The organism is Mesorhizobium sp. M7A.F.Ca.CA.001.08.2.1, from assembly GCF_003998455.1.
Classification (GTDB): Bacteria; Pseudomonadota; Alphaproteobacteria; order Rhizobiales; family Rhizobiaceae; genus Mesorhizobium; species Mesorhizobium ciceri.
In genome coordinates this window covers 1-3578 of the sequence record NZ_RZPW01000660.1, presented here as the reverse complement: position 1 = coordinate 3578, position 3578 = coordinate 1, and the positions used below count along the sequence as shown (strand labels likewise).

At 60.7% G+C, this 3578-nt stretch carries 5 protein-coding genes; 1 reads left to right on the top strand and 4 read right to left on the bottom strand.

Annotated elements, in window-relative coordinates; all coding sequences use genetic code 11:
* Window positions 1-653, top strand: a 653-nt coding sequence (locus EN914_RS28510) for an arginase family protein (protein ID WP_127231862.1), incomplete at its 5' end; no start/stop codon positions are given.
* Window positions 654-655: 2 nt separating this feature from the next.
* On the opposite strand, the gene EN914_RS28505 is transcribed toward EN914_RS28510, so the two are convergent.
* The 4 genes from EN914_RS28505 to EN914_RS28490 form a co-directional block, all read right to left on the bottom strand.
* Complete coding sequence (locus EN914_RS28505) at window positions 656-1312, bottom strand: imm11 family protein (RefSeq protein ID WP_024505209.1); 657 nt, start codon at window positions 1310-1312, stop codon at window positions 656-658.
* Between the two features lie 64 nt (window positions 1313-1376).
* On the bottom strand, window positions 1377-2039 hold the full coding sequence (locus EN914_RS28500; RefSeq protein WP_024505208.1) for a glutathione S-transferase family protein: 663 nt from the start codon (window positions 2037-2039) through the stop codon (window positions 1377-1379).
* 148 nt (window positions 2040-2187) lie between these two features.
* Complete coding sequence (locus tag EN914_RS28495) at window positions 2188-2559, bottom strand: hypothetical protein (RefSeq protein WP_245265402.1); 372 nt, start codon at window positions 2557-2559, stop codon at window positions 2188-2190.
* A complete protein-coding gene (locus tag EN914_RS28490) occupies window positions 2549-3454 on the bottom strand; it encodes an aldose 1-epimerase family protein (RefSeq protein WP_024505207.1) in 906 nt (301 codons plus the stop codon). Before EN914_RS28490 ends, EN914_RS28495 begins: the two co-directional genes overlap by 11 nt.
* Window positions 3455-3578: the final 124 nt, after the last annotated feature.

Here is a 3578-nt window from a genome sequence, read left to right as displayed (position 1 = left end):
CCATGCATGACAATGCCGGCAACCGGGCCAGGATCGAGGCAAAAACGCGCGAGATCCTGACGTTGCCGGCTGTGCCGATCCTGATCGGCGGCGACTGTTCCATGACCATTCCCTTCCTCGCCGGCTTTGCAGAGCACGGGCCGGTCTGGGTCCTGCAGGTCGACGCCCATATAGCCTGGCGCGACGAGGTTCATGGCGAACGCCACGGCTATTCGAGCCCGATGCGCAGGGCGAGCGAGATGCCGCATGTCGCCGGCATGGTGCAGGTCGGTCTGCGCAGCGTCGGCAGCGCGCGCATCACCGAAATCGAAGCAGCCCGGCGCCATGGCAGCCGCTTCGTGACCGCCCGCGAGGTTCATGCCCAGGGCGTCGAAGCCGCGCTCCGGCATATTCCGGAAGCCGCGCGGGTCGTCGTCACCCTCGACTGCGACAGCCTTGATCCAAGCATCATGCCGGGCGTGGCGGCGCGTACACCCGGCGGCCTCACCTACACGCAGGTAATCGACCTGATCGCCGGCCTCGGCAAACGGGCCAGGATCGCAGGATTCGACCTTGTCGAGTTCTATCCTCCGGCCGATATTGACGGCCTGTCAGCGCTGACCGCCGCGCGCCTTCTCGTCAATGTGGTCGGCACCGTCGTCCGGCAGGTTTGATGTCAAAATCCCGCTCTTCGCCGCAGAGCGGCCCAAAAGCGCGTGAGCGAGCTTGCGGTTGAAATGCCTTTTTTGGCACCTGGGTATTCGATCCTGCCTCGTCCGACCGGCTCGTCGCTCCAGACCAGGTTGAAAGCAATGCCCTTGAGCCCAAGCTCCCCGATCCGGCGTACGATCGTCTCCTGCAGATAAATATCGGATATTCGCACCCCGTCGGCACGCTCGGGCAGCTTGAATATCTCGGTACCGCCGATTGCGTCCGCTCGAAGGACGAGGCTTTCGATCACCATGATGCCGCCATCGTCAAAGCGAACGATCTTTGAACGTTCCTCGTCCAGCGCATCGATCACGGTGGTGACATTGAAGAGCGATATTGGCTCGTCAGCAGGAAGCGGCAGGAATTCACCGTACGGTTCGAGGGTTGGCCGAAGCAATTTCGACGCCCTCGCCCGCAGGATGAGCACATGCTCGCCAAGCCATGGAAAATCTGAATATTGCCGGAGCGTACCGTCTTCGTGTTCGCGCAGGATCTCCATCCTGGGCGGATGCCATTGTGTCTGCTTCCGGCCGCAGAGCGTCGAAAACAGCTGGTAGTCGTCCGCCTGCCGAGGAAGGACCCATTCCTGTCCTTCGATCACGCTCAGGACATAGATATTCATCCGGTCCCCCGCACATCATCGCCTTGGTAGGCTCGGCCTGCTGCGCTGCTCTTCGCGCGCGTTCTCACCGCTGATCCGCGACGGCCATTTGCGGCACCGGCGGCAATTCGGGTGCATCCATCCCTTTGAAAGGGTCACGCCAGGCGTCGATGTCTTCAAGTCGACGGTACCAGCGGCTGACAGAGGGATAATCGTCGAGCGGCAGTCTGGCGGCGTCGTTGAACGGTAGGAAGGTCGCCATTCGAAAATCGGCATAGGAAACCGAATTGCCGACCAGCCACTGCCGCTCGGCAAGCACGGCGTCGAGTATTGCCGCAGCCGTATGGAATTGGTTCAGGCCCTCCTCCACCCGCTTCTGATCGATCGGGCCGATGCCGTACCGCTGTTTCGTCCCACGTTCGAAATGCACCGTGTCGCAAGCGAGTGCGAAGTGCTCCTTGCCCCAGCTGAGCCACCGGATCATCTCGGGTTCGTCATCGCCGGTGCGCCAGAAATCCGAATGCGCGTGGCGCGACAGCCTGCAGGCTATGGCGTCTGCCTCCCAGAGGCTCTTTCCCTCATCATCCACAAGGATGGGCAGTGAGAGGTTGGGATTTAACCGGCGAAATTTCTCCATTTGCCCGGCAGCGAATGGCGAGGCGAATTCGAAGTCCAGTTTCGTTTCGAGATAGCGTGCGACCGCGACCGCCAATCGAGGGTTGGGATTGCGGCTGAAGTACAGCTTCATTGGGCACCGACGATCTGGGCGACCACGCAATAGTCGATCATGAGCAGCCTCTATGCAGCTTCGAAGTCAGCCCAAGCGCCCATGTATCCCAATGGATTGGACTCGCCTTTCATCATCGTTTTTCGCCAAGCTTCCTGCTCGGCATTCATCAGAGCCAATTCCCAAACACAGGCAATAACAGGTCTCTTAACCGTGTCCATCGGTTCGGTTGCGGAATACAGCTTCCGATAGATGTGCTGACAAAGCACCGAACCTGGATCCACCAGTGAGCTAAGATGGACACACCGAGCTCACCAGGATGAATGATCACAAAGCCCATGCCATTCTCGTCACCCTCGTCCGCCACACGCGGCAGAACCTCCTGTCGCACGAATGACTGCGCCAGAGTCGCCATGGGTTCGTCGATCTTTTTGTTGTCTGCGACGAGACCATAGACTTTGAGCTTGAGACCACCAATGTCCCATTGGCCCAAATTTGAAACACCACGTGGATGGTAGATCTCGATCGTTTCAGAATTCACTGAGCGCACTCCAATTGGCTATTGGCAGCAGACGTACCCGATAGCTCATCACGCGACTTGCACCCGGCGCGATCAGCATCAGGCCTGGTTTGTCGACAAAATCACCATCGAAATCCACCGGGCTTGCAAAGCCGTGCCAGGGTTCGATGCACAGGAACGGCGCGCCGCCCGGCTTTGACCAGACGCCCAACTCCCGAACCCCTTGCCAGGACATCTCGATCGCCGGGCCACGCTCGGCGGCATAACGCACGCTGGAGCTGGCGGGCTGGTCTATGATCACCGCGTCCTCGTCGAACAACCGCTCGGAGAGCGGGAGTATGTTGCCTTCGACAGGCGTCGGCTGCGGCGTTTTCAGCAGCAATCCGTCCTTGAGGCGGCGGATCGGCGCCGGTTCATCATCGGCAAAGATCAGCCGGTAGTCCGTCTTGGCCTGATCCGGCTGCAAGGGCCAATTGAATGCCGGGTGCGCCCCGATCGATGCCGGCAGGAGCTCATCACCAGTGTTGGTGATGTCGAAAGTCACATCAAGCTGCTGGCGGACCAGCGTGTAGGTCACTTCAAGCCGAAAGGCGAACGGATAGCGCGCCCGGGTGTCGACATCGTCGGTGAGCACCAGCGTGCAGGATCGCGGCCCCTTCCGCGCCCAGGCAAACGGCTTGTCGCGCGCGAACCCGTGCTGCGTCATTGGATAGGTCCGGCCGCGATGGCGCAGATGATCGCCCGCCAGCCGCCCTACGATCGGGAACAGCACCGGCGAGTGACGCCGCCATTCCGGCCCCGCCTGCCACAGGAATTCGAATCCGTGCGCATCTTGCAGCGAAATCAGTTCGGCGCCCTGCGCAACGATGGTCGCCGAGATACCGTCGCCATGAAGCGTTTGGCTGTCCTGTGCCACATTTCCTCGCGGGTCGTTGTTGAAGGCCGGCGCGGTGGGCAGACTAGCAAAAGCGCTTCGGGACTCAAGGTGCAGCCTGGTTCTGCAGGAACGAATTGTGGCCGGAGGATCTCCCTCCCTGTCT

Excerpts from the sequence above, each read along its gene's own strand:
- EN914_RS28505 (WP_024505209.1), bottom strand. The coding sequence starts at position 1,312 with ATGAATATCTATGTCCTGAGCGTGATCGAAGGACAGGAATGGGTCCTT.
- EN914_RS28500 (WP_024505208.1), bottom strand. The coding sequence starts at position 2,039 with ATGAAGCTGTACTTCAGCCGCAATCCCAACCCTCGATTGGCGGTCGCG.